Genomic DNA, 24,930 nt, shown 5'->3' on the forward strand with positions numbered 1-24,930 from the left:
TTTCGCCGGGTATAGTCTGCCCATGTACACGCCTTTTTCAAGCCATGCGACAGCGCCAGCCCTGGTGGCCGATGACATGCGCCTGACAGGCGGCTTTACCGCTCCCCCACCTGCCGCACCTCCGCGCAACGTGGTTGCTTCCGGCGCTTACCCGCCGGCCGCACACGTTCCCGGCTGAGTCCAAGCCGGTCCAGCTCTCCAGCCCTCGTTTGATTCAGCCACTGGCGCAGCCGCGCCACGTGCGCTCGCTGGAGCTTGTCCCTTTTTCGGCAGGTAATTTTCATGATTTCAAAAAACACGGCCTGGGCCACCTTCGGCCCGACTTCCCTTTTCGTCCTGATCTGGAGCAGCGGCGCGCTTTTCTCCAAACTCGGGCTGCAGCACGCCAGCCCCTTCGCCTTCCTCGGTTTACGGTTTGCCCTTGCGCTCAGCATTCTGCTGGCGCTCGGGCTGGCCGGGCGCCGCTGGCTGCCGGCGCCCGGCACACGCCTGCGCGTCGCGCTGACAGGCCTTCTGATGATCGGCAGCTATTCCATCTGCCATTTGCTGGCGCTGGACCACGGCCTCACACCCGGTGTACTGGCCACCGTGCTGGGCGTGCAGCCCATCCTGACGCTGGCACTGACGGAACGGCAGGCCTTTTCGCGCCGACGCCTGGCGGGCCTCGGCCTGGCTCTGGGCGGACTGGTGCTGGTGGTGTATGAAAGCATTGCGCGTGCGCACTTCACCGCAGCCGGAATGCTGTTTGCTTTTGGCGCCCTGGCATGCATGACACTGGGCGCCATCTTGCAAAAGTCAGTCGGGCAAGCGCCGCGCGAAGTGCTGCCGCTGCAGCTGGCCTGCAGCCTGTTGCTGTGCCTGCTCTTTGCGCCGTTTCAGCCGATGTCTGTTGATCTGAGCACCGGCTTCTGGGTGGCACTGGTGTGGATGGGGGTTGTCATGTCGGTAGTGGCAACGCTGCTGCTGTACCGCCTGATTCACGCGGGCAACCTGGTCAACGTCACCAGCCTGTTCTATCTGGTGCCTGCAGGCACGGCTGCACTGGACTACCTCGTGCTGGGCAACCGCCTGGCACCCTGGAGCCTGGTGGGCATGCTGGCGATCCTGCTGGGCCTGGTGCAGGTCTTCCGCAACCCTGTGCAGCCGTTGGCCGCACGCTGACCCTGAGAGTTACCGGGCGGCAGTGCAAAACCGCCGCCCGGCTACAGATCAAATCAGCTGGACACCCGTCTTGGCCTGCAAGACCTCGCGGGTTACGCCGGGCGCAAGTTCCACGACTTTGAGGCCTTCGGGCACCACGTCCATCACGGCCAGGTCGGTGATGATGCGGTCGACCACCCCCACGCCCGTCAGCGGCAGGGTGCACTTCGGCAGGATCTTCATGTCTTCGGTGCCGTCCTTCTTTTTGGCAACGTGTTCCATCAGGACGATCACGCGCTTGACGCCGGCCACCAGGTCCATGGCCCCGCCCATGCCCTTGACCATCTTGCCAGGGATCATCCAGTTGGCAAGGTCACCTTTTTCGCTGACCTGCATGGCGCCCAGGATGGACAAATTGATCTTGCCGCCGCGGATCATGGCGAAGCTTTCATGGCTGCCAAAGATGGATGAGCCCTTGATCGTCGTCACGGTTTGTTTGCCGGCGTTGATCACGTCGGCGTCCACCTGGTCTTCGGTCGGAAACGGGCCAATGCCCAGCATGCCGTTTTCCGACTGCAGCCACACTTCCTTGTCGCCTGTGAAGTTGGCCACCAGCGTCGGGATGCCGATGCCGAGGTTCACATAGAAACCATCTTCGAGTTCCTGGGCGGCACGTGCCGCCATCTGGTCTTGGGTCCAAGGCATATCAAACTCCCGCTTTCTCGGTAATGGTTCGCTTCTCAATACGTTTCTCGGGATTTGCATTGAGCACGATCCGATGCACATAGATCCCTGGCAGGTGGATGTCGTCGGGGGCGAGCTCGCCGACCTCAACGACTTTCTCCACTTCAACGATGCAAATCTTGCCGGCCATTGCGGCGGCCGGATTGAAATTGCGGGCCGTGAGGTTAAAGCGCAGGTTGCCGGACTTGTCGGCCACGTGCGCCTTGACCAGGGCCACGTCGGGCACCAGTGAACGTTCCATCACATAAGTTTCGCCGTCAAACTCGCGCAGCTCCTTGCCGTCGGCCACTTGCGTGCCCACGCCGGTCTTGGTGAAGAAGGCCGGAATGCCGGCACCGCCTGCACGCAGCTTTTCGGCCAACGTACCTTGCGGCGTGAAGTCCAGCTCCAGCTCGCCCGCCAGGTACTGGCGCTCAAACTCCTTGTTCTCGCCGACGTAGCTGGAAATCATTTTTTTGATCTGCCGCGTTTCCAGCAGCTTGCCCAGGCCGAAGCCGTCAACACCGGCGTTGTTGGAAATCACGGTGAGGTTCTTCACCCGGCTGTCGCGCAAGGCTTCGATCAGCGCCTCGGGAATGCCGCACAGGCCGAAACCGCCGACGGCCATCAACTGGCCGTCCTTGACGACGCCCTTGAGGGCTTCTGCGGCGGAAGGGAAAAGTTTTTTCACAAATAGTCTCCTTGAGTCGTGATGCAGGCAGGTGCCATCAGCAATCCATTACGATACTACTTATCAAGTTAGGTAGTTTTCCGTAAAGGTAAGTACTGTGGAAGTCGATTACCAGCTCGCATTCGATCTGGCACCGGTGGGACTGGTGCTGTCCCGCAACCGCTCCATTGTGGACTGCAACCAGCATTTGTGCGAGATGTTCGGCGCCACGCGCGAACAACTTGCCGGCCAGTCGTTCATGATTCTTTATCCCAGTGCGGACGAGTACGAGCGCATAGGCGCACGCATGATTCCGATCCTGAACGCCAAGGGCCTGTATTCCGACGACCGCATCATGAAGCGCGTGGATGGCCGCAACAAGGGTGAGACCTTCTGGTGCCACGTCACGGGGCGGGCGCTCAACCGAAGCGCACCGCACGAAGCCGGCATCTGGACTTTCGAGGACCTGAGCTCGCGCCGCCCCGTCACGGCCGAGCTCACCGCGCGTGAACGTGAAGTGGCCGCGCACCTGATGGACGGCATGACCTCCAAGGAAATTGGCCGCGCGCTGGTGATCAGCCACCGCACCGTCGAAATTTACCGCGCCCGCCTGATGCGCAAATACAAGGCGTCCACCACGGCCGACCTGGTACACCGGCTCATGGCCGGGTCGTGAACAGCCCATCTGCCGCACTTTAATTTGCTACGTTTTATATAGCACCTTGCGCTTTACCACAAAGGGCTGGAGGCCTTTTCCGCTTAAACCATTGATGCATGGGTGCTGGCCGGCTCCGAGGGATTGGCCTCTTCACTCGCCAGCCGGTCAAACGGCAATGCCTGCTTCACCAGAATCACCGTACAGGGCGCCGCCATGGCGACCTTGATCGGAACCGTCGCCAGCAGGCGCTGCATCTGCAGGCCATGCGTCGCAGCGCCCATCACGATCATGCTGACATGATTGCCCTGGGCATAGTGCAGCAGTGCCTGCGCAACATCTCCCGATTCGATGACATGAAAAGACACTGTCTGGCTGTTCAGGTGCAAAGGCTGCGCCCACTGGCGAAGCATGCCCAGGTAGCGCCGGTGCACGGTGGTTTCGCTCGTCTGCGTGTCGTGGCCCGGGGTTGCCGACGGATCAATCACCGTCACGCAGGCCAGCCGCGCGCGCGGTGTCGTGCCCAGCACCCGCATCACGGCGCGCCGCAATGAATACAGCGTGGCGTCGCTCACGTCCAGGCAAGGCACGGCCACCAGGATGATGGGCGCCGCATCAATTTGCCGGGAGGGCAGCGGGCTGGGCTGGTAGTCTTTGCCCGCTGCGCGCAGCCAACGCTTGAAATGCACCCAAAATCCCGTGGGGTGCAGGCGCTGGCCCAGCCCGGTCACGGCGATCTGCGCTGGGTCAGAGAGATCCAGCGCCAGGTGTGCAGCCGACGCATAACGCCGGTCGGCCTCGTTCTGCAGGCAGTGCAGGATCACTTCCTGCAGCCATTCGGGCAAGTCTGGCCGCAGCGCGCGCGGCGGCACCGGATCCATCCACAGTCGCTGCCGCAGGCCGCCGCGGGTCTGCGGGTTGCCAAAAGGCAGCGCCCGTGTGGCCAGTTCGTACAACATCACGCCGATGGCAAAGATGTCGCTGCGCGGATCGCCCCGCACGCCCACCACCTGTTCGGGCGCCATCCAGGTCGGGGAGCCGACGGCGGGACGCAGCTCTTCAGCCAGCAGGTCCGGGTAATGCGCGTGGCAAGACAACCCGAAGTCGAGCAGCACGGCACTGCCATCGGGGCGTATCAGCACGTTCGCCGGTTTCAGGTCCAGGTGGCAGGCATCCTGCAGATGCAGGCTGTGTACCGCCTGGGCCACTGCCACACCCAGCCGGGCAATTTCTTCGGCAGGCAGCGGCGCTGCAGCCTCGTCCAGCAGTTGTTGCAGAGTGCGGCCGGAGACGTATTCCATCACCAGGTAAGGCAGCTTTTCGAGGTCTCCCGCTGCCACCAGGCGCGGCACATGCGGCCCGGTCAGCACGGAAAGCAACTGCAGCTCGACCTCAAAGCCCACGATGTTTTCCGCGCCGTCGCCGGGCGTCATGCGCGGCACCTTCATCACCAGCGGAAAAGGCACGGCGTGCGTTGTGTCGGCATACCCCACCTGGTAGATGTGCGCCATGCCACCGGCATGCAGGCATTCGCCAACCACAAATCCATCTACCACGGTGCCGGGTGCCATCAACCTCACAGGCCCGCCTCCAGCCGCTGCGCAAAGTATGCGGGCAGGCCGGCTGCGCGCACATCGGCTGCGGCAGCCAGGTGGTCATAAGCCACGCGGTGGAAAGTCAGCTCGGCCAGCTCCGGGTCAAACAGTGCATACATGGCTTTGGTATTGCCGTCGCGCGGCTGGCCCACCGAACCCACGGTGGCGAGCCAGTAACGGTGCGCCGGCACCGGAATGAGCACGCCCGGGGTAGGCTGAAAGCGCATCAGCCCCTGCCCCGCACCGTGGAAATACAGCGTCTGCTGGTGCACGTGACCGCAAAACACATAGCGCACGTCCGGATCGAGCGATGCGGCGTCAAGGCTGGCTTCGGCGCGGCGTTCATTGTCCACATAGTGCCAGCGCCCCGGCGAGTCGGCACTGGCGTGTACCAGCAGCGCGGTGCCAATGGTGGCCGTCAGTGGCAGTCTCTCGAGGAAATCCAGGGCATCCTTGTCCAGCCGTTCGTGCGTCCAGGCGGCGCCGCTCTGGTCAACCGATCGGGCCTGTGCGGGCGGCGTCACCGTGTGCTGGTCATGGTTGCCCCTGAGCACGACGGCGCCCTCCCCAGCCAGGTCGCGAATCCGTTGCACCACCTCGGCCGGCTGCGCGCCATAGCCCACCAGGTCTCCCAGTATGGCCAGTCGGCCGGCGCCCTGCTCTGCAGCGTGGGCAAGGCAGGCCTCCAGCGCACGCAGGTTGGCATGCACATCGGACAGCAGGGCTATTTTCATAAGGTGAGGCGCAGTTTTATTTCACAGCAGGCAATCCCAGGCAGCTGATGTCCTGTCATTCGGGAGCAGGACAGTACAGTTTGCCGTAAAAGGAAGAGGCCGTGGCTGTTTTTATCCGCGTCAACGCAACTGCCATGCGCCAATGTCCAAGATGGCGGCCATCAGCATGCTACCAAATTAATAGCTGCTTGCGCTCGCCCTGACTGGGCTGCAGGCCACAATCACCTTTATCATCGCCTGCTTTATCGCCGTTGATCCCATCATGCATATCCGCCCTTACCAGGACTCAGACCTCGCCGCAGTCGCCCAGCTGTTCACCGATGCGGTTCATGGCCTGGCGGGAAGCCATTACGACGCCGTGCAGCGCGAGGCCTGGGCGCCTCACCCACCCGATCCGGGCCTATGGAAAACGCGGCTCGGGCCATTACAAATCTTGCTGGCGCAAGACGCGGAAGGCGGCGGTCTGCTGGGCTTTATTGGCTATGAAAAAAATGGCCATATCGACCTCCTGTTTACGTCGCCCGCTGCCGCGCGCCGCGGTGTGGCTTCACAGCTTTACGGCCATGCCGAAACTGCGCTGCGCGGTCTCGGCATCGTGGAGTTTTTTACGGAGGCCAGCCTGGTGAGCCGGCCATTTTTCGAGCGCCAGGGATTCGCGGTGAGGGAAGAGCAATGCGTTGAACGGCGCGGGGCCATGCTCCGCCGCTTTGCGATGACCAAGACCGTCCCCCTGGGCAACCAGGGTTAGTCAACGGTTCAGATGGCGTCCGGCTCGTGCCGGATGGTCTCACGCGTGCGGTGGTGGTCGCGCAATTTTCCCAGCGTGTGGTCAAGCACCCGCTTGAGCTTGTCGCTTGCGCCGCGAAAGGCTTCGTCCTGGCTGGGCGCGTGGTGGTTGACGGCCAGTGGTTCATGGTGCGCCAGCCGCGCTTCCATCACGCAGCGTTTTTGGTCCGGGCTGATTTTGTCGCTGTTTTCATCGCTCATATGAACCTCAATGCGCGTGATGTCGCCCTTGAAGCGACTAAGTGAGCTGTTGAGTTCGGTGCTGGCCCAGCGCTCGAACGATTCGCCGGTGTGCATGGTGTGATTGGAATTGACTTGGACTTGCATGGGTATTGTTTTCCTTTCAGGACGGTTACAGCGAAGAGGCCTGCCGGCCGGGCTGTCTTGCGGTTGCCGGGGGGCAACTGGAAAATTCATTGTGCGCCCTGCACGGCTGCGAGCCTGTAGTCCTGATCCCCACCCTGAAGTAAGGGTGGTTTTCCACACCGCACACGGACATACGGTTTCCTCATGGGGTGAGTGCCTCACCGGGCTTCGGAAAGCGCCAGGCAGCGTGCGCCGATAAATTCCCTGAGCAGGCGCAGGCCGGGCGTCAGTTGCCGCCGTCCCGGTAACACCATGTACAGCGGTACAGCCTCGGTTTGCCATTCTGTGCACAGGGCGACCAGCCGCCCCGCAGCCAGGTCGCCCACCACATCCAGCCGCGACTTGTAAGTGATGCCGCGGCCGGCCAGGGCCCACCGGCGAACCGCGTCGCCATCGTTGGCAACATTGCCGCCAGTGGCACGCACCGTGAGCTCTTCGCCATTTCTCCAGAACTTCCAACGGTCATACACGTCTTCACCCAGCATGAAGCACAGGCAAATATGCTTTGCCAGTGCCTGCGGCGTATCAGGCGTACCGTGCAACGCGAGGTAGGCAGGTGACGCACACAGCACGCGCCGATTCGTCAAATCCACCGGCAACGCCAGCATGCTGGAATCGGGCGGCTCGCCTTGCCGAAAAGCCGCGTCCACCAGGTCGCTGTAGACATTGGTCACGCGATCCGACAGGTGCAGCCGGTATTGAATGCCGGGATGCAACAGCTGAAACGCTTCCAGCCAGGGCAGCAGCACATTGCGGCCGAAGTCTGATGGCGCGGCCAGCTGCAGCACACCGCGCACCTGCTGCCGGCCGCTGGCGAGCTCCAGCTGGGCATCTCGCAGGGCGGCCAGCGCGGGCCGGCAGTGTGCGAGGAAAACCTCACCTTCGCGCGTCAACCGCAAGCTGCGGGTGGAACGCACAAAAAGCGGCGCCTGCAATTCTGCCTCCAGCCGTTTGAGTGCCGCGCTGGCGGCCGCCGGCGTCAGGTCCAGGCTGCGGGCCGTGGCCGACAGGCTGCCTGTGTCGACAGTGCGAATAAAGATTTCCAGGTCTTGCAGGGCTTTCATTTACAAATTTTATTTGCAAATAGCTTCAACTGAAAGCTTGTTTATCTTCATTTTCAAATTCAATACAGTTCAAGAATCAGTTTTGAGCACTGCTGAACACAACGCCACGCAACATCACACGCAAAGGAAATCACCATGAAAGCCATCGGCTACACACAAGCCCACGCACTCAACCAGACCGGCCAAACCGGGTTGACCGACATCACCCTGCCCGACCCGACGCCCACCGGCCACGACCTGCTGGTCGAGGTGAAAGCCGTTTCAGTGAACCCGGTGGACACCAAAGTACGCGCCAGCGCGGCGCGCAGCGCTGGCTCGGATTACAAGGTGTTGGGCTATGACGCCAGCGGTATCGTGCGCGCCGTCGGCCCCGAGGTCACACTGTTCAAGGCCGGTGACAAGGTCTGGTATGCGGGGTCCATCGCCCGGCCCGGCACCAACAGCGAACTCCACCTGGTCGATGAACGCATCGTCGGCCGCATGCCGCAAACGCTGGGGTTTGCCGAAGCGGCCGCCCTGCCGCTGACCAGCATCACCGCCTGGGAGATGCTGTTCGACCGTCTCGGCATCGTGCCGGGCAAAACACCGAACAACAAAACACTGCTCATCATCGGCGCCTCGGGCGGCGTGGGCTCGATCATGACGCAGCTGGCCACGCGCCTGACCTCGCTCACCGTGATAGGCACCGCGTCACGGCCGGAAACCCAAGCCTGGGTGAAGGAACTCGGCGCCCATCATGTCATCGACCACAGCCGGCCGATTGCCGAAGAGCTCAAGCGTATCGGCATCCCCGCGGTGGACTACATCGTGGGCCTCACGCAAACCGACAGCCACCTGGCACAAATCGCCGAAGCCATCGCACCACAAGGCAAGTTCGGCCTGATTGACGACCCGGTGAAGTTCGACATCACGCTGTTCAAACGCAAGAGCGCATCCATCCACTGGGAACTGATGTTCACCCGCCCCCTCTTCGGCACACCCGACATGGTGGCACAGCACCGCCTGCTCAATGAGGTCGCCCAACTTGTCGATTCCGGCTTGATCCGCACGACGCTGACGGAAACGTTTGGTGTGATCAATGCCGCCAACTTGTGGCGGGCGCATGAGTTGGTGGAGTCTGGGAAGGCGCGGGGGAAGGTTGTGCTTGAAGGATGGGTTTGAGTTTTCTTGTTGAGGCCGGGGCTTGTTCCGGCCTTAACGCCGCAAAGTCTTGAACATCACAAACGCATCCACCAACCCCAACCTCACATGCCGAAAAGCCTCCGGCAAGGTCCCCACAATCTCAAACCCCAATCTTTGCCATAACCGAACAGCACGCTCATTCGTCGACACCACCAGGTTGAACTGCATCGCCAGAAAACCCATGGCCAGCGCTTCCTGCTGGGAGTGCTCGCACATCGCCGACGCCAGGCCTTTGCCCTGCGCTTCGGGCGCGACCACATAGCCGCAGTTGCAGACATGCGCACCCAGCCCCGGCTGGTTGGGTTTGATGAAGTAGGTGCCTAGCACTCGGCCGTCGTCGCTGTTCCCCTCACGCACTACATACGTCGCCCGGGGCACGTCCATCCACACCGCGTGTATTTCAGCTTCTGTGCTGTGGGGCGAAAAGGCATAGGTGTCGCCTGCTTCAAAGGTGGCGCGCAGCAGCGGCCAAACGGCGGGCCAGTCGGCCTCGGTGCAGCGGCGGATCAAGGGCTTGGGTTCATTCATGGCGGATAAGGATAAAAGTTATTTGCTATATTTTTAGTAGCTATACATCCATGTATAGGAAGGGCTACAACCTCAAATCGCTTACAAACCTCAAGCTTTTGGAGGCGCATCAACAACCTCGGCCGCCGTGCGAAATGCCTCGACCGCGGCGGGCAGGCCGCAATAAATGCTCGCGTGCAGCAGCACTTCCTGAAGCTGCTCGGGCGTCACGCCGTTGTTGAGCGCGCCGCGCACATGGCCTTTGAGTTCGTGCTGTTTGCCCAATGCCGTCAACATGGCTACGGTAATCAGGCTGCGTGTTTTCAGGTCCAGCCCCGGCCGCTGCCACACGTCACCCCAGGCATTGCGGGTCACAAAGTGCTGGATCGGCAGGGAAAAACCGGTGGCCTTGTCGAAAGCATTGGCCACAAAATCCTCGCCCATTACCTGTTTGCGGGTGGCGAGGCCTTTGTCGAAATCCTTGTCTGCGGGCTGCGTCATGGAGGCTCCTAAAAGACGAAGCGTAATGGAAAGCAAAAAAGCCCGCTCCGGTCTTCACCGGGCGGGCTTTGCCTCAATCAGGGCCTATGAGGGTCCGGCTCAATCAGGCAAGGTCGTAGCGATCCAGGTTCATCACCTTGTTCCAGGCTGCCACAAAGTCACGCACGAAGACCTGCTGCGAATCGCTGCACGCATAGACCTCCGCAATGGCCCGCAACTGCGAGTTCGAACCGAAGACGAGGTCGATCACCGTACCCGTCCATTTGAGTTCGCCCGTCGTGCGGTCGCGTCCCTCCAGCACATCTTCTGTGTCGGCAGATTTCTGCCACTTCGTGCGCATGTCGAGCAGGTTCACAAAGAAGTCGTTGCTCAAGGTTCCGGGCCGCTTGGTGAAAACTCCATGCTGGGCCTGCCCGACGTTGGCATTCAGGGCGCGCATGCCGCCAACCAGAACCGTCATCTCGGGAGCGCTCAGCGTCATCAGGTTCGCGCGATCCACCAGCTGCTCGGCTGCCCGCTGCGCCTGCCCCTTGCGGGTGTAGTTGCGAAAGCCGTCTGCGGCAGGTTCCAGCACGGCAAAAGACGCCACATCGGTTTGCGCTTGCGAAGCGTCCGTGCGGCCCAGTGAAAAAGGCACCTTCACGTCGTGGCCGGCTTTCCGTGCAGCCGCCTCGACGGCCGCGCAGCCACCGAGAACGATCAAATCAGCCAGCGAGATTTTCTTGCGGCCGGACTGCGCGCCGTTGAACTCGCCCTGGATGGCCTCCAGCACTTTCAGGACTTTCGCCAGCTCGGCCGGTTGATTGACCTGCCAATCCTTTTGCGGTGCCAGGCGGATGCGCGCACCGTTCGCGCCGCCGCGCTTGTCGCTGCCGCGGAAGGTGGAAGCAGACGCCCAGGCCGTTGTGACGAGCTGGGAGATGGAGAGCCCGGAGGCGAGGACCTTGGCCTTGAGGCCTTCAATATCCTGCTCATTGACCAGCGGATGATCGACGGCGGGAATGGGGTCCTGCCAGATCAGTGCCTCCTTCGGCACCAGCGGGCCCAGGTAGCGCGCAGCCGGGCCCATGTCACGGTGCGTCAGCTTGTACCAGGCCCGGGCGAAGGCGTCGGCAAACTCCTGCGGGTTCGCCATGAAGCGCCGCGAGATTTTTTCGTAAGCCGGATCCATGCGCATGGCCATGTCGGCGGTCGTCATCATCGGGGCATGGCGCAGCACAGGGTCATGGGCATCCGGCACGGTGGTCGCCGCGGCGGGGTCTTTGGGCTTCCACTGGTGGGCACCGGCAGGGCTCTTCGTGAGCTCCCACTCGTAGCCGAACAGGTTTTCAAAGTAACCGTTGTCCCACTTGGTGGGGTTCTTGGTCCAGGCACCTTCGATACCGCTGGTGACGGTGTGCACGCCGTGCCCGCCGCCAAACTTGTTGATCCAGCCAAACCCCTGGTCTTCAATGGTGGCGCCCTCAGGCTCGGGACCCACGTACTGGCCCGGATCGGCAGCGCCGTGGGCCTTGCCGAAGGTGTGCCCGCCGGCGGTGAGCGCAACAGTTTCTTCGTCGTTCATCGCCATGCGGGCGAAGGTCTCGCGGATGTCCCGCGCCGAACCCAGCGGGTCCGGTTTGCCGTTCGGGCCCTCGGGGTTCACATAGATCAGCCCCATCTGCACAGCACCGAGCGGGTTTTCGAGTTCGCGGTCGCCGGTGTAGCGCTTGTCGCCCATCCACTCGGCTTCAGGGCCCCAGTAAATCTCTTCCGGCTCCCAGACGTCCGGGCGCCCGCCGGCAAAGCCGAAGGTCTTGAATCCCATGGAGTCCATGGCCACGGTGCCGGCCAGAACCATCAGGTCGGCCCAGGATATTTTTCGGCCGTATTTCTGCTTGATCGGCCACAACAGGCGGCGTGCCTTGTCGAGGTTTCCGTTGTCCGGCCAGCTGTTGAGTGGTGCGAATCGCTGTGTGCCGGAGCCGGCGCCGCCGCGTCCATCGGCGATCCGGTAGGTGCCTGCGCTGTGCCACGCCATGCGAACGAAGAATGGGCCATAGTGGCCGTAGTCCGCAGGCCACCAGTCCTGCGAATCCGTCATGAGCTCATGGAGGTCTTTCACCACGGCATGCAGGTCCAGGGTCTTGAATTCCTCGGCATAGTTGAACGCCTCGCCCATGGGATCGGACAGCGATGAGTTCTGGTGAAGGATCTTGAGGTTCAGCTGATTGGGCCACCAATCGGCGTTCGTTGCGGCACCAGCCAGGGCATGTTTGCGGGCGCCACCCGAGAATGGGCAGCCGCCTTCGCTTTGCGTGTTGTGATCAGCCATGATGAGTTACCTTTGATGATTAAGTGGTGCCGAATGACGGCATGGAATTGCACTGCGGGACAGCCGGGACGCTTTGGTCAAGGCCGTGTGGGTGGGGCTGCTAATGGGGTCTCCTTTGACGGGCTTGCCAGGTGATGGCCTGTGAAGCACAGTCTAGGTTTCACTGCAAAATAATCAAAGGCAATTAAAGATATTTACCTAATAGTTTTTATCAATTGCATCTGTTTTGGCTTCAATTCCCCAGCGCGACCTGACGGGTAATCTTGCAGTTACGCTTGGGTCCGAGTCACTTATCGAGTCACTTATAAAGCCTTTGAAGGAACCCTCATGACCAGCCCCAAAACCGCCGGCACAGCACCCCGGTACCCTGCTCCCGAACTGAAGGACCTGCCGGAAGACATCAAAGCCAAAGTACTGGAGGTGCAGGAAAAAGCCGGCTTCGTGCCCAACGTATTCCTGGCGCTGGCGCGCCGCCCTGCCGAATGGCGTGCCTTCTTCGCCTATCACGATGCGCTGATGCTCAAGGAAGAAGGCTCCAACCCCAACGGCAGCCTGACCAAGGGCGAGCGCGAGATGATCGTCACCACGACGAGCGCCGCCAACAAATGCCTGTATTGCGTGGTGGCACACGGCGCCATCCTGCGCATCTATGAAAAGAAACCGCTGGTGGCCGACCAGGTGGCGGTGAACCACCGCAAGGCTGACATCACACCACGCCAGCGCGCCATGCTCGACTTTGCGATGAAGGTATGCCTGCAAGCAGACCAGATTGAAGACAGCGACTTTGAAGCGCTGCACGGCCACGGCTTTGACGATGAAGACGCCTGGGATATCGCGACCATCACGGCTTTTTTTGGGCTCTCCAACCGCATGGCGAGCTTCAGCAACATGCAGCCCAACCCCGAGTTCTACCTGATGGGCCGTGTGCCCAAGCCGCCCAAGGCCGCCTGAAACCGCTCAGGCGCGAATCACGCCCAGGACCCTGCGCACCCGCTATGCTCATGAATCAGCCTTCTCACAAGACTTAAAAACCATGGCACCAGACGCCACATCCACCGCCTCGACATCTTCTACCCCATCAGCCGGCGCTTACGGCCTGACCGTGCGCAAGCTGGAGATCGACCTGAGCGATGGCTTTGACCGCCACTGGTTTGGCGGCGATGCCTTCCTGAGCCAGTACCACAACGCCTTGTCGATGAGTTTTCCGGTCGGCGAGCAGTCGTTCATCGAGGCCGTGCGCGACTGCGCCAAATTGCTGCCTCGCACGCCAGAGCACGCGCTGCTGCATGAAGCCACTGCACAGTTCATCGGCCAGGAGGCTACCCACCGCCACATCCACGGCCTGTACAACGCACAGTTGGAGAGGCAGGGCCTGGTCAACCGCTGGCAACACTGGGCCACGGCCCGCATTGACTTTGCCAAAAAACGCGGTGTGGCGCCCCACCACTTCCTTGCGGTCACGGCAGCCTACGAACACCTTACGGCGGTGCTGGCCGACTACATGCTTCGCCACGGTGACGCGCTGGACCATGCAGACCCGAAGATGCAGACCCTCTGGCGCTGGCACGCAGCCGAAGAGACCGAGCATCGCGCGGTAGCCTACGACCTGTACCAAGCGCTTGGCGGAAACCACGCATGGCGCGTGCGCTGGTATGTCTACGCGCTGCTGCTGTTTTCCTGGGACTCGGGCCGGCAAACGGTGCTGAACCTCTGGCATGACGGCACGCTGTTCAAACCAGGCACCTGGTGGAGTGCGATGAAATTTTTCTGGGGAAAAAATGGCGTTGTGTGGCGCTGTACCGCCCCGCTGCTGACCTACTTCAGGCGGGACTTCCACCCCGACCAGGAAACTGTTGCTGAACCCGGCCAGCAAACCCGCGCCATTGCCCAGCGCTGGTTGAAAGAGCACGCGGACAGCTTTCGCACAGTTCGCTGAAGCTTTGCTGCGATGCTGCAGCACCCATATGTCGCCAGGATTGCTATCTTATTGATAGCTGTTTGCGCATGACCTGATTAGGCCAGCGGGATTTTTCTTTCAGAATTACGCTTCAACCAGCTTGCGCATCCACTCGGGCAGGGCTTTGGCTTTTTGTGCCGGAAAGTCCACCCAGATGGTGGTGGCGCCGCCCGCGGCGCAGATCACGCCCGGCGTATCCGCGCGCTCCATGGTGGCCCAGCTTTCAAAGGTGGTGCGGCCAGGGTCGCTCACGTACATCTTCATCAGCACGTCGCCGGGGTATTCCAGCTGCTTGTAGAAATTGCAGAAGGCATTGACGATGACCGGGCCTTCCCCCTGAGGGTCGGGCTTGCAGCCAATGCCGTACATCCAGTCGATGCGGATGGTTTCGAGATAACGGAAGTAAGTGCCGTTGTTGAGGTGGCCCATCGCGTCCATGTCACCCCAGCGGATGGGGATATGCATCTCGTGGACCAGCTTTTTCTTTTCGGGAATTTCAATTTTCATGATGCCAATTTCCCCTATCGATGAGCCCTGATGGAAGCCAGGATTCCCAGTGTGAACAACACGCAGGCAGACAGTTGTACCAGTGTGGGCCAGTGGCCATCCCAGGCAAACGAATACAGCAGTGCAAAAATGGTTTCACTCACGATGAGCTGCCCGCACAGGCTGGCGCTGAGCCGCTGGCTGGCCATGTTCCACAAAATTGTCGCCAGCCAGGTGGAACCCAGACCGGCCAGGACACACAGCAGCACGAACACACCACGGTCTTCACGGCCAGCCAGCACGCTTGCGTTCGAACCCGCAAGCAGCCACATCAGCAATGCCCCGAGGCCGGTTGCCACACCCAGCCAGTTGGCCCAGTCGGTGGCGTTGACTTCAGGGTGCCGCTTGAGCCAGGCTGAATTCAGGATCGCAAAAGCCGTCCAGCACACCAGCGAGGCCGACACAAACAGCATGCCGCGCCAGAAATGTGTAGCCGTTCCCTCGCCGGCCTCGTGGGTGGAACCCATCATAAGTGCCAGCCCTGCCAAGGTGAGCGCCAGGCCGGGCAGCAGGGAAGCCCAACGCAGGCCTTGCGGCTTGCCCAGCAACATGACCCAGATCGGAATGGTGCCGATCACCAGCGAAGGCACTTCGGTGCCGGCGTCGCGTATAGCCAGCACCAGCAGCAGGTAGTAGCCGCTGAACCCGAGAATGCTCATGACCAGAGCGGCCCACGCCTGCCGCGCTGTGGGCAGGCGGCGGGTGCGCCATCCCGCCAGCATCACCAGCACGGCGAACACGCCGTACACCGCAAAGCGCCCGGCCGTCAGGTCAATGGACGAATAGCCGCCCACGCCCATGTCGAGCATGCGCGGCGCCACAAACACCAGGCCCCACAGCGCGCCCGCCGCGAGCCCGGCCAGAATGCCCGTCAGCATCCGTCAGGCAGTGTGCGCAGTGGCTACCAGGCGCAAACCTAGCAGCCCCATCGCACCGGCGGCGGTGCGGTCTACCGCAGCCTTGCTGCGCAGGTAGGCTGCGCGCGGCACAGCGGAAGACAAAACCACCGCCACCACGGCATACCAGCCGGTTTCCATCACGAGTACACCCACAAGCACCAGCAGGGCTGCGGGCAAGGGAAACTGCGCTGGCAACAGGGCCGCGAACACGCTGCTGTAAACCACCACGATCTTCGGGTTGCTCAGCTGCGTCACCAGCCCCTGGCGAAACGATTGCAACACCGTGCGACGCGAGGCGCCCTTGTCATCGCCGCTCATTTCCAGCGGCTGGCGCGCGCCGCGCCAGATATTGAAGGCGATCCACATCAGGTACAGGCCGCCCACGACCTTGAGCGCCATGTAGACACCAGGCAAGGCGGCCAGCAACGCCTGCAGCCCGGCCAGCGCCAACGCGGCAAACACCAGCGCCCCCAGGCCCATACCCACCGCGGCAGCCAGGCCGTCAGCGCGTGAACGCGAAACCGCGATGCGCGCAACCTGCACAAAACTGGGGCCCGGGCTGACCACGCCCGCCAGCAAGGCCAGGAAAATAAGGCCTATCGGGCCGAGGTAAGGGACTACCGAATCCATCATGTTGCTCTCCAGAAATTCATACGCCAAAACCGTCATCCGCCGCTATCACCGCGCCGTTGACAAAGTGGCTCTCGCCACTGGCCAGCATCACCAGCAGTGCATCCAGGTCTTGCGGTTTGCCGATGCGCTTGCGCGGCAACATCTGCACCAGCCTCTTGCCCTGCTCGGTTTCCCAATGGTGGTGGTTGATCTCGGTGTCAATATAGCCGGGGCAGACGGCGTTGACGTTGATGCCGAACTTGCCCCACTCCAGCGCCATGGCTTTGGTCATCTGCACCACGGCGGCCTTGCTCATGCAGTACACGCCGATCTGCGGCAGTACGCGCAAGCCGGCCATGGAGGCGATGTTGATGATGCGGCCGCCGGCATAGTTGCCGGGCCCGGCACCGCGCGAACGGGCCAGCATGCGCTTGCCGACTTCCTGCGCCACGAAGAAGGCGCCCTTCACATTGGTGTTGAAGATGAAGTCATAGTCTTCCTCGCCGACGTCCTGGATGCGCTGTGTGGTGCTCACGCCGGAGTTGTTGACCAGGATGTCGATGGGGCCGACCTCCGTTTCAGCATGGGCCACGCCGGCCTTGATGCTGGCGTGGTCGGTCACGTCGAGCTCAACCACATGCGCATCGCCACCCGCAGCCTCAATCTGCGCGCGCAGGTCCTTGAGCTTGTCGAGCCTGCGGCTGGCCAGCACCACGGCCGCGCCGGCACGGCTCAGTGTTTTGGCGAACTGCGCACCCAGCCCGCCGGATGCACCGGTCACGAGAGCGACACGCCCCGACAGATCAATGCTGTAAGCCATTAGAGGCTCCTCTCTCAATTTAAACCGTACAAAAGAGAACGACCGTTCGCATCGCCGCATTCGCGACATAAAATCCAACGCGAGACCGACAATCCTTCCTGAAAATCATTATCAGCGAGTCCCCGATGAATACCCAAGAAATTCTGGCCCAGTTCGGCCCGCGCGAAGCAATGGAATATGACGTGGTCGTGGTGGGCGGCGGGCCCGGCGGGCTGGCTACCGCCATTCGCCTGAAACAACTGGCCGCAGAAAAAGCCACGGACATCTCCGTGGTGGTTCTCGAAAAGGGTTCCGAACCCGGTGCCCACATTCTTTCGGGTGCGGTGATGGACCCCAAGGCATTGACCGAACTGATTCCGGACTGGAAAGCGCAAGGCGCGCCATTGAACCAGCCTGTCACCGCCGACGAGGTTCTTTTTCTCAGCGAGAAAAGCGCGATCAAGACGCCCGCCTTTTTTGTGCCGGACTGCTTCCACAATGAAGGTAACTATGTCATCAGCCTGGGCAATGTGGTGCGCTGGCTGGCGCAGCAGGCAGAGGGCTTGGGCGTTGAAATCTTCCCGGGCTTCGCGGCGGCCGAAGTGCTCTACAACGACGACGGCTCCGTCAAGGGCGTGGCCACCGGCAACCTCGGCATCGGCAAGGATGGCCAGCCGACCGACAACTTCCAGCTCGGCATGGAACTGCACGGCAAGTACACCGTGTTTGCCGAAGGCGCGCGCGGCCACCTGGGCCGCCAGCTGATCAACCGCTTCAAGCTCGACGAAGACAGGGACCCGCAAGGCTACGCGCTGGGAGTGAAAGAACTCTGGGAAATCGACCCGGCCAAACACAAGCCGGGCCTTGTGATCCACACTGCCGGCTGGCCCATGGACAGCCAGACCTACGGTGGCGGTTTCATGTACCACCTGGAGGACAACAAGGTCACGCTGGGCATGGTCACCGGCCTGGACTACAGCAACCCCTACCTCAGCCCGTTTGAAGAGATGCAGCGCTGGAAGACCCATCCCAGCATCAAGGCTTACCTCGAAGGCGGCAAGCGCCTCAGCTACGGCGCGCGCGCCATCACCGCAGGCGGCGCGCTCAGCCTGCCCAAGACCGTGTTCCCGGGCGGCGCGCTGATCGGCTGCGAAGCCGGCTACCTCAATGCCGCCCGCATCAAGGGCAGCCACGCGGCCATCAAGAGCGGTATGCTGGCCGCTGAGGCCGCCTATGGAGCTGTCACCGCCGGCCGCCAGCACGATGAACTGGCCGCTTACCCTGAAGCCTATGCCAAGAGCTGGCTCGCGCAGGAGCTCAACCAGTCGCGCAATTTCAAGTCCTGGTTCAAGAAAGGCCTCTACGTCGGCGCCTTCATGACCGGCATCGAGCACTGGCTGTTGCCCAAGCTGGGCTTCAAGTCGCCGCCCTGGACCATCCACAACAGCATTCCGGACTACGCCAAGCTCAAGCCGGCGGCCGAGTGCACGCCCATCGTGTATCCCAAGCCCGACAACAAGATCACCTTCGACCGCCTTAGTTCGGTTTTCGTCTCCAACACCAACCACGAAGAGCACCAGCCCGCGCACCTGACGCTCAAGGACGCGAGCGTGCCGGTGAGCATCAACCTGGCCCAATACGCCGGCCCCGAAAGCCGCTACTGCCCGGCCGGTGTCTACGAGTTCGTAAAGAACCCCGACAACTCCGACCGCCTGCAGATCAACGCGCAGAACTGCGTCCACTGCAAAACCTGCGACATCAAGGACCCGACTCAGAACATCGTGTGGGTCACACCTGAAGGCGGCGGCGGGCCCAATTACAGCGGCATGTAAGCACAGCCTCTCCATCAACGAAAGCCCGGCCTCCCCCGGGCTTTTTTCATGCGATTTGCTACGCCGGGTTAATTCCCGGGAATTCAGCGCACTGTGCGAGCAGTCGCAGCAGCCCCTGATCTTTGTGACTTTTTGTCGTTTGCCGTTGGGATGCCAACTGCTCACGAACAGTTCAGCTGCCCGCCAGCTGGCGATTTGCAACCGTCATTCACAAGTGCTTACCGAACGATTCGAAACGCTTTGAGGCCAGCGTGACGGCTTCCCACGCACATATGCGGCTTACGCTGACATCCTTTCTCCACGCGTCAAAGACACTCGTAACTAGCCCCTGAAAGGGAATGGTCTGGTGATGTCTGGATGCTGCCCGTCCATGCAATCCCTCACGCGAACATGTTTCAGCAGTGTTACGCCGGCGTCGTGACCCGTATCAAATCAACCCGCTGCCATGCAGCCTTTTGCAATGACCCTGAACAAATCCAGTGTGCGACCTAGTGTGCTATTAACCGGTGGAGCCGGATACATCGGAAGCCATACTTTTGTGGCGCTGGTGAATGCCGGCTACCAGCCTGTCATCCTCGACGACTTTTCCAACAGCCATCCTGCCGTGCTGCACCGGCTGCAGCAGCTGACGGGTCAGCCCGTACCGTGCGAACGCGGCAACGTACTGGACACCGATTTTGTGGCCGGGGTCCTGCAACGCTACCACTGCGTTGCGGCCGTCCACTTTGCCGGGTTCAAGGCCGTAGGGGAAAGTGTGCAACGCCCTCTCATGTACTACCAGAACAATGTTGGCGGACTCCTGAGTTTGTTGCGGGCGATGGAAACGACGGACTGCCGGGCCGTAGTCTTCTCTTCAAGCGCCACGGTCTATGGGGACCCCGCCACCGTGCCCATCAACGAGCAGTTTCCATGCATGCCGGAGAGCCCGTATGCCCACACCAAACTGATGTGTGAAAACATCCTGGCATCGCTGCGCATTTCAGACGCGGCGTGGCGGGTCGGGGTGCTGCGCTACTTCAACCCGGTGGGCGCGCACCCCAGTGGACTGATCGGCGAAGACCCCAATGGAATCCCCAACAACCTGATGCCGTACGTCACCCAGGTGGCCGTGGGCAAACGGGCCACGCTCAATGTGTTTGGCAATGACTACCCCACGCCCGACGGCACCGGGGTGCGCGACTACCTGCACGTCACCGACCTTGCGGCAGGCCATGTGGCCGCAGTCGATGCTTTGCTGGCAAGCGGCAAGAGCTTTACGGTCAATCTGGGCACCGGCGAGGGCACCAGTGTTCTCGGTGTGGTCCAGGCGTTTGAGCGGGCAAGCGGACGGCCGATTCCTTATGAATTTGCACCTCGACGAGCCGGGGATGTCGCACAGTACTTTGCAGATGTTTCCCTGGCCGGCAGCCTGCTGGGCTGGCGCGCCACATGCACCATCGACGACATGTGCCGCGACTCCTGGCACTGGCAGCAGCGCAATCCCGAAGGCTACAGGAACACCTCTGAAAACGGTACGGACATATCCGCATCTGAGCCCATGCGCAATAGCCCGAACGGACTCATTCAGCCGGCAGTCAGCATGTGAGCAATTCAAGCCTTGCCCCAAGAATGCGCCACGCTTTTTTGAACTCAATAAATAGCATAAAGCGCGCCATGAGCCATTCGGACTATTGTCAATTGCTGCACTGCACAACAAACTCTTTTCCTGCTTTGACAGAAGGAAAACCCTATGTTTCGAACCCTGTTTACCGCCATTTTGGCCACCTGGATTGCTTCAGCAACGGCGTCTACCAACCCGCCTGCAGCGCCCGCAGCGGTGACGCCAACGGGAGCTACCGCCAAAGCGACACGTATGAAACTGCAGCCCGGCACTGAGCCCGTCAAGGTCAACACAGTCCACAGTGTGGACGCGGTGCGCAGTGGCCAATCCGGCCTGGGTGTCACGGCGGCGGGCGAGGCAGATACGGACGAATCCGGATGGCACCCTTACGGCACGCTGCTGGCCACATTGGCGTTGATGGGCGTGATTGCCGTTCGCCGCCATAAAGCAGAGAGGTCTTGAGCATGAGTGGCCTCGGCCGTCCGGGTGTTGCAGCGGTCAAATGGAGCGCCGTTTCCACAGCGGCACGCTTTGGGCTGCAGCTGGTGGCCCAGGTGATTCTGGCCCGCACCCTGGGGCCGGAGATTTTTGGCGTTTTTGCCATCGGCATGGTGGTACTGACATTCGCCACATTTGTCTCCGGTTTTGGCTTCAGCTGGAGCCTGTTGCAACGCACCACACTGAGTGACGAGGACGTCCGGTTTGCCTGGACATGGCAACTGATCGTGGGTATTGCCACCATGCTTGCCCTCTATTTTCTGGCGCCGCTGCTGTCGGCTTATTTCCGGGAGCCGCGCTCGCAATTCGTCATTGAATGGCTATCGGTGGCGTGCCTGCTGGGTGCTGCGGCAGCACCGGCTACTTACCTGCTGCAGCGTGACCTGAATTTCCGGGCAGTGGGACTGATCCAGGTCGGCAGCTATGCCGCTGGGTATGTGGCTGTTGGGGTGCCGATGGCACTGCTTGGCCAGGGTGAGGCTTCGCTGGTAGCGGCCTGGCTGGTTCAGGCGGCTGTTGTGTTTGTTGCAAGTTATGCCCTCAAGCCGCATGCGCTTCGCCCGCTGTTCTGGTATGCCGATGCAAAGTCCGCTGTCGGTACGGGACACACGGTCTTTTTGACCAATATCGTCAACTGGGTACTCAACAACCTTGACCGGGTATTGATAGGCCGGTTGCTCAACGCACAATCGCTGGGTCTCTATAACGTGGCTTACAACCTGGCCACAATGCCCAACACCTTGCTGCTGGGTGCACTTCAGCCCGCGTTCCTGGCGGCGGGCGCACGCCTGCAAAACGACCGGCCACGACTGGGCCGCGCTTATCTGCAGATGCTGGCCACCATTGTGGTGTTGGGACTCCCCGCCTTTGCGACGCTTGCCTTTCTGTCGCCCGACATCGTGCGTGTGCTTTATGGGCCCGCATGGAGTGGGGCAGCCTGGGTGCTGGGAATTTTGTTCCTCTGCATGCCGGCGTACGTCATCTGGGGACTGTCGACACCCGTGCTGTGGAACACCGGACGCAAGTACTACGAATTTGCGCTGCAGCTCCCGCTGATCGTTTTGGGCATCCTCGGTTTTTACCTGTTTGCAGGCCAGGGAATCCACATGGCTGCAGTCGTGGCGGGTCTGTTGCTGGTACTGCGCGCAGCCGTTACGGCTACGGCTGCATTCCGTGCACTGGAGCTTGGCTGGATGTCCCTGCTACCGGATGCCCTGCGCGGGTTTCTTCTTTGTGCCGCTTGCGTTTTAGGTGTGATGGCAGGTCAGCACGCGGTTGCACGGTTTGATATTCCCCTGCTCTCGCTGCTTGCCGGAAGCCTGTCCGCAGTAGTCCTGCCGGCATTGCTGCTTGCCCTGAGGCCGCAAATGCTGGGGCGGGAAACATCCGAAATGGTCATCCGGTTTGTCCCCGGACTGGCGAAGTTTTTGCGCCGCGGTGTTTCGGCACCACGTACCGATCTTTCCAATTCCCTTGAGCAGCCACTCTAAGGAGCTATCCTGGATCAACCCATCGTTATTTCGGTTCTGGTTGCCGGTGCCATTTTGGCGGCGCTTTTGGCGACGCTGGGCATGGCGGGTGCAGTTCATGTCACGTCACGCCGTGCGCACGGGTACATGCATGTCATTTTCTACGCCATCCTGGCAATGGTGGCCCTGAACAATTTCCTCTCGGGGCGCGACCTCTCCAGCAGTGCATTTAAATTGGACGAAGTTGCGGTGGTGGTGCGCCACCCGCTGGTGGCTTTGGCGCAGCCGCTGGTTTCCCTCTTGCTGCTCACGCTGGCGGGGGAACGCATCATCACGCACTGGCTTCAACGTGACAAGACGGTGCAGGCCCCCCCGGTGATGTTGATCACCTTTGTTCTTTTCTGGGCAGGCACGGTGGCCTCACCGGCTCTTCTGGGCCTGCATCCGCATGTGTCACACGATTATGTGTACCCACTGCTCATCGGCATCGCGGCGGTGCTTGCCACCAGCATCGAAAGAGACCTCGCGTTCAAGGCGGCTCGCAACGCCCTGCTGCTCTTTATGGCAGCGGGCTTGCTGCTGATCCCTTTCAAGCCAACGCTGGTGCTGGACCTCTCCTATACGCAGGGCTTGCTGCCGGGTGTACCGCGGCTGGCAGGGCTGGCCGCGCATGCGGTGTCACTCGGCATGCTGGCTCAGCTGGGCTTGTTGTGTCTCCTCGCGCGCCCTCTGCAGAGCGTCTGGCTTAATCGCCTGGCGTGGGGAATGGGGCTTCTTGTACTTTTTCTCGCTCAATCCAAAACAGCCTGGATTTCTTTTACCCTGTGCTCCGCCTGCATTCTTGCTGTACGGCAGGGGCCCGCGTTTCTGCGCCGCGCCAGTGATCCGGTGCGGCCCGAATTCGGCATCGTCTCGTTGGTGGGGTTCATGGTTGCGGTGGCCGGCGTCACGTTGGTGCTGATGTTTGGCGATATCGATGCGCGTCTGTCCAGCTTCTTTGACAGCGCCCAGGGCGCGCAACTCGCGTCCATGACCGGCCGTGATCAGATCTGGGCAATTGCCTATGACGAATGGCAGCGCAACCCTGTGTTCGGCTACGGACCCACCCTGTGGGATGTCAGTTTCCGTGAAAGTATCGGCATGCCCAATGCGACCCACGCGCACAACCAGTTTATGGACACGCTGTCGCGCTCCGGCACGGTGGGTGCCGCTGCACTGGTGTTGTACGCATTGGTGCTGCTGGTCCTGTCTATCCGCTATGCACGTGCCAGCGGCGGCCTTTCACTGGCGTTGTTCGTGGCGCTGGCACTGCGCGCCATCAGTGAAGTGCCGCTGCTGCTCTTCGGTTACGGCCCCGAGCTCACCACTCACGTGCTTTTGCTGATGACGCTGGCGGCTGCAGCGCGCGAAGCCCATGCCCGCAGAAGGCAGCCGGCAAGCTTGCCGGAAGGTGCCACGCCCCGCTTCGCCGGGAACTTCCATCCGTCCCCGGCTACCTCTCGAGCCCGACCATGAAATTTTCGATTGTCATTCCGCTTTACAACAAGGCACCGTACATCAACGACACCATCGCGTCGGTGCTGGCACAAACCTTCTCGGACTTCGAGGTCATTGTGGTGGACGACGGTTCCACCGACGGCGGTGCGGAACTGGTAACGTTCATACCTGACCCGCGATTGCGCCTGGTGCGCCAGGCCAATGCCGGTGTTTCCGCCGCCCGGAACCTGGGAATTTCGCTGGCAAAAGGCGAATGGGTTTCCTTTCTCGACGCCGATGACTGGCACCATCCCCAGTACCTGGAAACCCTCCTGTGGACGCAGGCGCGTTACCCGCAGGTCGACACGGTGGCCACCGACTTCTTGCCGGTTCCCGATACGCACACCATGTGGCCGCCGAACTGGCCAGTGCTGGCAGATCAACCGGAAGTGGAACTCATCACCGATCTGCCGCGGCGCTGGATGAGCGCGCCGTCGCTGTGCACCAGCGCGGTGTCCGTGCGAAGCGCGCGCTTGCGGCAAATGCAGCCATGCTTTCCTTCGGGAGAGTCGCACGGCGAAGACCTGGATCTATGGTTCCGTCTGGCTGAGAAAACCCCCGTTGCGCTGGTCCGGTCGCCCTTGATGGCGTATCGGCTGGCTGTGGAAGGCGGCCTGACGACATACCACCCCGACCTGGCCATGCCACCGTTTCTGGAACGCATGCGGGCACGTGCACTATCAGGGGCCATGACCACAGCACAACGCCGGTCTGCACTGTGGCTTGTGGCGCAACACGAGTTGACGCTGGCACGGCAGGCATTGGCATCCGGAAGCCGCCGTGAGGGCTTCGACTGGCTGGTGCGCGCACACCGCGCGGCTACCGGGAGACGCTGGTGGCTGACGGCGGCCATGCTTTTCATGCCGGGCCAGGTGGTGAAAAACTGGCAGCTTTGGCGCACGCGCCGGACCGTTCACACCGGCAGCCCGGCCGAAGCAGGATAAA

General features: G+C 61.5%; 26 protein-coding genes. 13 read left to right on the forward strand and 13 right to left on the reverse strand.

Annotated elements, in window-relative coordinates; translation table 11 throughout:
* The first annotated feature begins 22 nt into the window (after window positions 1-22).
* Together AC1DWQ_RS00190 and AC1DWQ_RS00195 are read left to right on the forward strand one after the other, a co-directional pair.
* Window positions 23-178, forward strand: coding sequence for a hypothetical protein (locus AC1DWQ_RS00190; protein ID WP_477667840.1), 156 nt, complete (start codon window positions 23-25; stop codon window positions 176-178).
* Window positions 179-282: 104 nt separating this feature from the next.
* The gene (locus AC1DWQ_RS00195; protein WP_477667841.1) at window positions 283-1,161 is read left to right on the forward strand and encodes a DMT family transporter; all 879 of its coding nucleotides are present in this window, start codon (window positions 283-285) and stop codon (window positions 1,159-1,161) included.
* Window positions 1,162-1,209: 48 nt separating this feature from the next.
* Here AC1DWQ_RS00195 and AC1DWQ_RS00200 read toward each other — a convergent pair whose 3' ends face one another.
* The gene (locus AC1DWQ_RS00200) at window positions 1,210-1,845 is read right to left on the reverse strand and encodes a 3-oxoacid CoA-transferase subunit B (protein ID WP_477667842.1); all 636 of its coding nucleotides are present in this window, start codon (window positions 1,843-1,845) and stop codon (window positions 1,210-1,212) included.
* Window position 1,846: 1 nt separating this feature from the next.
* Entirely contained in the window at window positions 1,847-2,554 is a 708-nt protein-coding gene (locus AC1DWQ_RS00205; RefSeq protein WP_477667843.1) for a CoA transferase subunit A, read from the reverse strand.
* Window positions 2,555-2,651: 97 nt separating this feature from the next.
* On the opposite strand from AC1DWQ_RS00205, the gene AC1DWQ_RS00210 reads away from it, so the two are divergent.
* Complete coding sequence (locus AC1DWQ_RS00210; RefSeq protein WP_457280177.1) at window positions 2,652-3,209, forward strand: helix-turn-helix transcriptional regulator; 558 nt, start codon at window positions 2,652-2,654, stop codon at window positions 3,207-3,209.
* An 83-nt stretch (window positions 3,210-3,292) separates the two neighbouring features.
* Here the strand turns inward: AC1DWQ_RS00210 and AC1DWQ_RS00215 are convergent, their stop codons facing one another.
* Window positions 3,293-4,768, reverse strand: coding sequence for a protein kinase domain-containing protein (locus AC1DWQ_RS00215; RefSeq protein ID WP_477667844.1), 1,476 nt, complete (start codon window positions 4,766-4,768; stop codon window positions 3,293-3,295).
* Window positions 4,765-5,517 (reverse strand): metallophosphoesterase family protein, encoded by a 753-nt coding sequence (locus AC1DWQ_RS00220; protein WP_477667845.1) that lies wholly within the window; start codon window positions 5,515-5,517, stop codon window positions 4,765-4,767. The genes AC1DWQ_RS00215 and AC1DWQ_RS00220 overlap by 4 nt, the downstream gene beginning before the upstream one ends.
* Before the next feature lie 262 nt (window positions 5,518-5,779).
* Here AC1DWQ_RS00220 and AC1DWQ_RS00225 point away from each other — a divergent pair, with 262 nt between their 5' ends.
* Complete coding sequence (locus tag AC1DWQ_RS00225; protein WP_477667846.1) at window positions 5,780-6,265, forward strand: GNAT family N-acetyltransferase; 486 nt, start codon at window positions 5,780-5,782, stop codon at window positions 6,263-6,265.
* Between the two features lie 8 nt (window positions 6,266-6,273).
* Here the strand turns inward: AC1DWQ_RS00225 and AC1DWQ_RS00230 are convergent, their stop codons facing one another.
* On the reverse strand, window positions 6,274-6,630 hold the full coding sequence (locus AC1DWQ_RS00230; RefSeq protein WP_477667847.1) for an HPF/RaiA family ribosome-associated protein: 357 nt from the start codon (window positions 6,628-6,630) through the stop codon (window positions 6,274-6,276).
* 197 nt (window positions 6,631-6,827) lie between these two features.
* The gene (locus tag AC1DWQ_RS00235; protein ID WP_477667848.1) at window positions 6,828-7,733 is read right to left on the reverse strand and encodes a LysR family transcriptional regulator; all 906 of its coding nucleotides are present in this window, start codon (window positions 7,731-7,733) and stop codon (window positions 6,828-6,830) included.
* Window positions 7,734-7,868: 135 nt separating this feature from the next.
* Here AC1DWQ_RS00235 and AC1DWQ_RS00240 point away from each other — a divergent pair, with 135 nt between their 5' ends.
* A complete protein-coding gene (locus AC1DWQ_RS00240) occupies window positions 7,869-8,894 on the forward strand; it encodes a zinc-binding alcohol dehydrogenase family protein (RefSeq protein ID WP_477667849.1) in 1,026 nt (341 codons plus the stop codon).
* Window positions 8,895-8,927: 33 nt separating this feature from the next.
* Here the strand turns inward: AC1DWQ_RS00240 and AC1DWQ_RS00245 are convergent, their stop codons facing one another.
* From AC1DWQ_RS00245 to katG, 3 genes are all read right to left on the reverse strand, one after another.
* The gene (locus AC1DWQ_RS00245; protein ID WP_477667850.1) at window positions 8,928-9,443 is read right to left on the reverse strand and encodes an N-acetyltransferase family protein; all 516 of its coding nucleotides are present in this window, start codon (window positions 9,441-9,443) and stop codon (window positions 8,928-8,930) included.
* Window positions 9,444-9,533: 90 nt separating this feature from the next.
* Entirely contained in the window at window positions 9,534-9,923 is a 390-nt protein-coding gene (locus tag AC1DWQ_RS00250; RefSeq protein ID WP_477667851.1) for a carboxymuconolactone decarboxylase family protein, read from the reverse strand.
* A gap of 103 nt (window positions 9,924-10,026) precedes the next feature.
* Window positions 10,027-12,237 (reverse strand): catalase/peroxidase HPI, encoded by a 2,211-nt coding sequence (gene katG / locus AC1DWQ_RS00255; protein ID WP_477667852.1) that lies wholly within the window; start codon window positions 12,235-12,237, stop codon window positions 10,027-10,029.
* A gap of 327 nt (window positions 12,238-12,564) precedes the next feature.
* Here katG and AC1DWQ_RS00260 point away from each other — a divergent pair, with 327 nt between their 5' ends.
* Both AC1DWQ_RS00260 and AC1DWQ_RS00265 read left to right on the forward strand, forming a co-directional pair.
* On the forward strand, window positions 12,565-13,188 hold the full coding sequence (locus tag AC1DWQ_RS00260; protein ID WP_477667853.1) for a peroxidase-related enzyme: 624 nt from the start codon (window positions 12,565-12,567) through the stop codon (window positions 13,186-13,188).
* Between the two features lie 82 nt (window positions 13,189-13,270).
* A complete protein-coding gene (locus AC1DWQ_RS00265; protein ID WP_477667854.1) occupies window positions 13,271-14,173 on the forward strand; it encodes a metal-dependent hydrolase in 903 nt (300 codons plus the stop codon).
* A gap of 105 nt (window positions 14,174-14,278) precedes the next feature.
* On the opposite strand, the gene AC1DWQ_RS00270 is transcribed toward AC1DWQ_RS00265, so the two are convergent.
* The 4 genes from AC1DWQ_RS00270 to AC1DWQ_RS00285 are packed head-to-tail and all read right to left on the reverse strand — an operon-like array spanning window position 14,279 to window position 17,071.
* Window positions 14,279-14,701 carry an acyl-CoA thioesterase gene (locus AC1DWQ_RS00270; protein ID WP_477667855.1) on the reverse strand — a complete coding sequence of 141 codons (423 nt, stop codon included), beginning with the start codon at window positions 14,699-14,701 and terminating at the stop codon, window positions 14,279-14,281.
* Window positions 14,702-14,715: 14 nt separating this feature from the next.
* Window positions 14,716-15,618: a DMT family transporter gene (locus AC1DWQ_RS00275; RefSeq protein WP_477667856.1), complete on the reverse strand. Its 903-nt coding sequence runs from the start codon at window positions 15,616-15,618 to the stop codon at window positions 14,716-14,718.
* Window positions 15,619-15,621: 3 nt separating this feature from the next.
* On the reverse strand, window positions 15,622-16,272 hold the full coding sequence (locus AC1DWQ_RS00280) for a LysE family translocator (RefSeq protein ID WP_477667857.1): 651 nt from the start codon (window positions 16,270-16,272) through the stop codon (window positions 15,622-15,624).
* A gap of 16 nt (window positions 16,273-16,288) precedes the next feature.
* Window positions 16,289-17,071 carry an SDR family oxidoreductase gene (locus tag AC1DWQ_RS00285; RefSeq protein WP_477667858.1) on the reverse strand — a complete coding sequence of 261 codons (783 nt, stop codon included), beginning with the start codon at window positions 17,069-17,071 and terminating at the stop codon, window positions 16,289-16,291.
* Window positions 17,072-17,196: 125 nt separating this feature from the next.
* Here AC1DWQ_RS00285 and AC1DWQ_RS00290 point away from each other — a divergent pair, with 125 nt between their 5' ends.
* From AC1DWQ_RS00290 to AC1DWQ_RS00315, 6 genes are all read left to right on the forward strand, one after another.
* Entirely contained in the window at window positions 17,197-18,882 is a 1,686-nt protein-coding gene (locus tag AC1DWQ_RS00290; RefSeq protein WP_477667859.1) for an electron transfer flavoprotein-ubiquinone oxidoreductase, read from the forward strand.
* A gap of 460 nt (window positions 18,883-19,342) precedes the next feature.
* Window positions 19,343-20,467, forward strand: coding sequence for a UDP-glucose 4-epimerase GalE (gene galE, locus AC1DWQ_RS00295; protein WP_477667860.1), 1,125 nt, complete (start codon window positions 19,343-19,345; stop codon window positions 20,465-20,467).
* A 144-nt stretch (window positions 20,468-20,611) separates the two neighbouring features.
* Window positions 20,612-20,944: a hypothetical protein gene (locus AC1DWQ_RS00300; protein ID WP_457280159.1), complete on the forward strand. Its 333-nt coding sequence runs from the start codon at window positions 20,612-20,614 to the stop codon at window positions 20,942-20,944.
* Between the two features lie 2 nt (window positions 20,945-20,946).
* Window positions 20,947-22,470 (forward strand): lipopolysaccharide biosynthesis protein, encoded by a 1,524-nt coding sequence (locus AC1DWQ_RS00305; protein WP_457280158.1) that lies wholly within the window; start codon window positions 20,947-20,949, stop codon window positions 22,468-22,470.
* 126 nt (window positions 22,471-22,596) lie between these two features.
* Window positions 22,597-23,964 carry an O-antigen ligase family protein gene (locus AC1DWQ_RS00310; RefSeq protein ID WP_477667861.1) on the forward strand — a complete coding sequence of 456 codons (1,368 nt, stop codon included), beginning with the start codon at window positions 22,597-22,599 and terminating at the stop codon, window positions 23,962-23,964.
* Window positions 23,961-24,929, forward strand: coding sequence for a glycosyltransferase family 2 protein (locus tag AC1DWQ_RS00315; protein ID WP_477667862.1), 969 nt, complete (start codon window positions 23,961-23,963; stop codon window positions 24,927-24,929). The genes AC1DWQ_RS00310 and AC1DWQ_RS00315 overlap by 4 nt, the downstream gene beginning before the upstream one ends.
* Window position 24,930: the final 1 nt, after the last annotated feature.

The organism is Polaromonas sp. P2_G11, assembly GCF_056403595.1.